Here is a 3,315-nt window from a genome sequence, read left to right on the forward strand (position 1 = left end):
GTTAGGGGGCTTTTTTTATTATGCGGTTAGTGAAATAGTCAATCGGGAAGAGGTTTATCAAAAAATAAATAAAAATGATGTTTCGAGTTATTGATGGTCTCTATGGCTAATATTAACTTAATTAAATTTATAGAAAGTTTTTAAACATGGATTGGATTAGCTTTAATGAATATGCTTTTATATATTCGGTCTAAAATTAAATTTTGAGGTGGTTTAATGAAACTTAGTTCATTCTCCCCAATCCCTGAAAGCGATGATGAACTGCATTTACCTGAATTGGTTTATTGGGCATCTTTAGGTGAGTTGGCAGAAGTTGAAAAAAGTCTTGCCAGCGGTACAGATGTGAATTCTACTGATGATGAAGGCTATAGCGCGCTTCAAGCTGCTGCTGAAAATGGCTATCTAGATGTGGTGAAACTACTGGTTGAAAAAGGCGCAAATGTTCAGTACAAAGGTGAATATACTGCATTACAACTGGCTGAAATGGCGGAACAATTAGAAATTGCCTCCTATTTAAAAAGTCTGTAATTTTAGAAAGTGAATACAAGGGCTTGATGAATTTCAGGCTTTTTTATTTTATAAAGCTTTTAATTAGATTGATTGGATTTAGCTTCGCTCAAGACTAGTGATTGGATATTTACTGGGACACATAAGCTGATCACGGAATAGCTAGGAGTATTGCATTTGTTGGTAGCTTCATTGACCCAAATCCTGCCCATATTTTCCAAATCAAATTATATAGTTTTACGCGAGTTTAAGGAAAGATGTTCAGCTTCAATGCAGATGATATATCACAGTATGTTTTGGCTACATGACTAAAGCATCCAGTAATTTCGAGTGTTTTGTGATGGCGGTTAACCAATTAATATTGATTGATGCACCTAGAATAATGAAAAAACCGTCGTTTTTTAATGCGCGTGTGCTAAGTCCGTATCCGAGGTGGTCTTGCATAGCTTCTTTCTTTATTTGACAGTGTAGATTTCGCTGTGCTCAATACTGTGCAATCTACAAAATAGGAGGCTGAATTTACGCATTATGTTCTACAGCTATGTTTGAGGTTCTTAATAATACTTTTGAGTTGTGTAAATTACTTTAAAAAATATCTGTACGTAGGTTTTTACAAAGTTGAATGACGATGATGTTTTTATTTAATTCGCCCTTATAGCGAACTGAAAGTATGCGTTGAGTCTATTAAAATAGGATGGGATGATTTATTTTTTCTTAATTGATAAAAATCTGTGTAAAGCATGATGTTGTGTTATTCAGGTTGCGTAAAATAATATGCTCAAAATTTGTAGGTTTTTTGAATTTTTTATGCTATAAAAAATAAAACGGCACAAAAATTGCTTGTAATGCGTGCTTTAGAAAAGTTGTATAAAAGAGTAGGGATCTATGAAGTTATCTGTTGGATTGAAAGTTGCGAACTCTTTGTCGCTAACCCCCCAATTACAACAAGCTATTCGATTGCTTCAATTGTCGAGCCTTGAACTTGAACAAGAAATTCAGATCCAACTCGATAGCAACCCGCTTTTAGAAAAAGTAGAAGAACAATCTTCAATGGAAAGCTTATCTAGTGTACAAGAGCAAGAAGTAGATAAGAAAGACTTAACCAATGAACTGAATGCTGACCATTTACCTGATGATTTACCTGTCGATACGGATTGGGATGATGTTTATACACATCAGCCGACAAGTCTCGGTGCGGCAGAATTTGAAGAGCGTGAAGATAACCGCCAAGGGCATTTGGGTTTAAAAGAGCATATGCTCGAGCAAATTAATCTTTTGCATTTTTCGCAAGTGGATCAGTTGATTGCTTATTGCATTATTGACTCATTAGATGATAAAGGATTTTTAGATAGCGATATTTCAGAAATTACGACTTCAGTTCAGCACCTTTTAGAAAGTATGGATTATGACGATGAAGTGGAAGATGATGAAGTCGTTGTTGTGCTCAAACATATTCAGCGTTTAGATCCATTGGGTGTTGGTTCTCGTAATTTGGCTGAGTGTTTAATGGTGCAGTTAGAAGCCTTGCCTGTGCAAACTGTTTGTCGAAATGATGCCATGATTTTACTGAAAAATTATGAGCTGTTAATTACCAATGAGTTGGCTAAACTGATTAAACAAACAGGGCTGAATCAAGAGCAATTAAAATGTGCAGTGGATTTATTAAAAACTTTAAAAGCACATCCAGGATTGGAATTTGAAGATAAAGACTCGGATTATCAAATTCCTGATGTCGTGGTCATGAAGAAAAATGAGCAATGGCAAGTGGCATTGAATCCAGACATTATGCCTAAACTGCGTATTAACTCTTTTTATGCCAATATGATTAAACGTGCTGATCAAAGTGATGATAATCAGTACTTACGTAATCAGATGTTAGATGCGAAAAATTTTATTAAAAGTGTCGACGAACGTCATAAGACCTTGTTGAAAGTGGCGACGTGTATCATTGAACATCAACGCGCATTTTTAGAAATTGGTGCTGAAGGCATGAAGCCTTTGGTCCTTCGCGATATTGCCGAAGAGGTAGAATTACACGAATCGACCGTTTCACGCGTAACTACAAATAAATATATGCTGACGCCACGCGGCTTGTTCGAGTTGAAATATTTCTTTTCAAGTCATGTCGGTACAACTTCGGGAGGAGAGGCTTCTTCGACAGCTATTCGCGCCAAGATTAAAAAATTGATTGCGGAAGAGAATGCTCGTAAACCTTTGTCTGACAATGCAATTGCCAATCTTTTAAAAGATGATGGGATTGATGTTGCTCGTCGGACGGTGGCAAAGTATCGTGAATCGTTACATATTCCATCGTCTTCTGAACGAAAAGTCTTGATCTAAAATTTAAAATCTGACTATTCTAGAGGTTCATTATGACAACATAATGAACCTCTTTTTTCTTTAAGGAATGGCTAAAATGATTTGATGTTTCTATACGCACTGGTTGTTTTGCAGTCATTAAATCGTCTTGGCTTTTCCTCATTAATCCTAATGAAGGTGAGGGATAGATATATGCAAATAACAATTCGTGGACACCATTTAAGCATTACCCCAGCTATTGAAGATACGATTCGCTGCAAATTTGCAGAAATGACCAAGCATATTGATCAGGTGAACAGTATGCAGGTGAAATTAACCAAAGATCATCAGGTCGATAAACATACTAAAAAAGGCAGTAGCAATCATATTGCAGAAGCAATTATCCGTTTACCGGGCATTGAATTTTTTGCTCAGGCTTCAGCAGATGATATGTATACGTCGATTAAAAAATTATCAGAAAAACTCAAAAGACAGCTCGATAAGCACCGT

3 protein-coding genes are annotated in these 3,315 nt (G+C 36.1%); all 3 read left to right on the forward strand.

Annotated features, from left to right (window positions below; genetic code table 11):
* Positions 1–216 precede the first annotated feature (216 nt).
* A complete protein-coding gene (locus B4F08_RS03580; RefSeq protein ID WP_086210789.1) occupies positions 217–528 on the forward strand; it encodes an ankyrin repeat domain-containing protein in 312 nt (103 codons plus the stop codon).
* Between the two features lie 864 nt (positions 529–1,392).
* Positions 1,393–2,847 (forward strand): RNA polymerase factor sigma-54, encoded by a 1,455-nt coding sequence (locus tag B4F08_RS03585; RefSeq protein ID WP_086210788.1) that lies wholly within the window; start codon positions 1,393–1,395, stop codon positions 2,845–2,847.
* Positions 2,848–3,018: 171 nt separating this feature from the next.
* Positions 3,019–3,315, forward strand: a 297-nt coding sequence (gene hpf / locus B4F08_RS03590; RefSeq protein WP_291373224.1) for a ribosome hibernation-promoting factor, HPF/YfiA family, incomplete at its 3' end; no start/stop codon positions are given.

The organism is Acinetobacter sp. UBA6720, assembly GCF_002454215.1.
Taxonomy (GTDB): domain Bacteria; phylum Pseudomonadota; class Gammaproteobacteria; order Pseudomonadales; family Moraxellaceae; genus Acinetobacter.